The sequence below is a fragment of the Variovorax glucosi genome (assembly GCF_051216695.1).
In the GTDB taxonomy this organism is placed as follows: Bacteria; Pseudomonadota; Gammaproteobacteria; order Burkholderiales; family Burkholderiaceae_C; genus Variovorax.
In genome coordinates this window covers 1-1160 of record NZ_JBPJZE010000258.1, presented here as the reverse complement: position 1 = coordinate 1160, position 1160 = coordinate 1, and the positions used below count along the sequence as shown (strand labels likewise).

At 65.7% G+C, this 1160-nt stretch carries 2 protein-coding genes; both read right to left on the bottom strand.

What is annotated here, in order from left to right:
- A partial coding sequence (locus tag ACSFA3_RS24770; RefSeq protein WP_435508011.1) for a Bug family tripartite tricarboxylate transporter substrate binding protein occupies positions 1-666 on the bottom strand: 666 nt, incomplete at its 3' end.
- Between the two features lie 27 nt (positions 667-693).
- Positions 694-1160: class II aldolase/adducin family protein (locus ACSFA3_RS24765; RefSeq protein ID WP_435508010.1), on the bottom strand; the 467-nt coding region annotated here is incomplete at its 5' end.

Sequence of the window (1160 nt, the reverse complement as noted above, 5' to 3'; positions counted from 1 at the left end):
GAGCTTGCTTGTCTTGATGTGCGCGAGGACCGAGGGAATGGTTGCGAACATGAACTGCACACGGCCCGCGAGCAGGTCGTTGAGCGCGTTCGCGCCCTTGTAGGGCACGTGCAGCGTCTCGGCCCCGATGCGCTTGCTGAGCATGTAGCTCGACAGGTGCGACGAGGTGCCGACGCCGGTGGAGCCGTAGTTCAGCTTGTTGGGGTTGGCCTTGGCGTAGGCGATGAATTCTTCCAGCGTCTTCGCGGGCACTTCGGGGTTCACCACCAGCACGTTGGGCACGTCGGCGATCTGCACCACCGGCACGAGGTCGGTGAGCGGGTCGTAGGGAAGGTTCTTGTAGAGCGTCTGGTTGACGGCCATCGGGCCGACCGAGTTGACGATCAGCGTGTAGCCGTCGGCCGGTGCGCGCACCACGAACTCCGTGCCGATGTTGCCGCCGCCACCGGGCTTGTTGTCGATGATGAAGGACTGCTTGAGCTTTTCCGACATGTGCTGCGTGACGGCGCGCGCGAGGATGTCGGTGGTGCCGCCGGCCGTGAAGGCGACGACCACGCGCACGGGCTTGTTGGGATAGGCCGTCTGCGCGGTGGCACTGAGGCCGGCGACCAACAGCGCCGTGGTGCAGAGAAGTTTCCGGAAGAAGGAGGGCTTGTCTCGTGTCATTGTTATGTTCTCGTGGGGGGTGATCGATCAGTCGCGAAAGCCCGGGTCCATCCGGTCGAGCTTGCGCAGCAGCGCTGGCCATTCCATGAGGCCGTAGGGCCGGCGCGTGCCGGGTTGGTAGTTGTTCCAGGTCTCTTCGAGGACGTGCTTCGGCACCGCTTGCAGCGGCGTGTTGCACGACATCGCGCCGATCTGCGCGCGGCAGGCCAGCTCGAGCCGGTGCATCCAGTTGAAGGCCTCGCCCACGCTGCGGCCCACCACCAGCGCACCGTGGTTGCGGAAGATCACGGCCTCGCGGTCGCCCAGGTCGGCCAGCAGCGAGGCCTGCTCCTCGGTGTTCAGCACCACGCCCTGGTAGTCGTGGTAGCCGATCTTCAGGAAGCGCATGGCGGTCTGTGTGAGCGGCAGCAGGCCGCATTCGAGCGACGACACCCTGACCAACGCGACCGTGTGCGTGTGCAGCACGCAGGCCGCGTCGTGGCGGGCTGCATGCA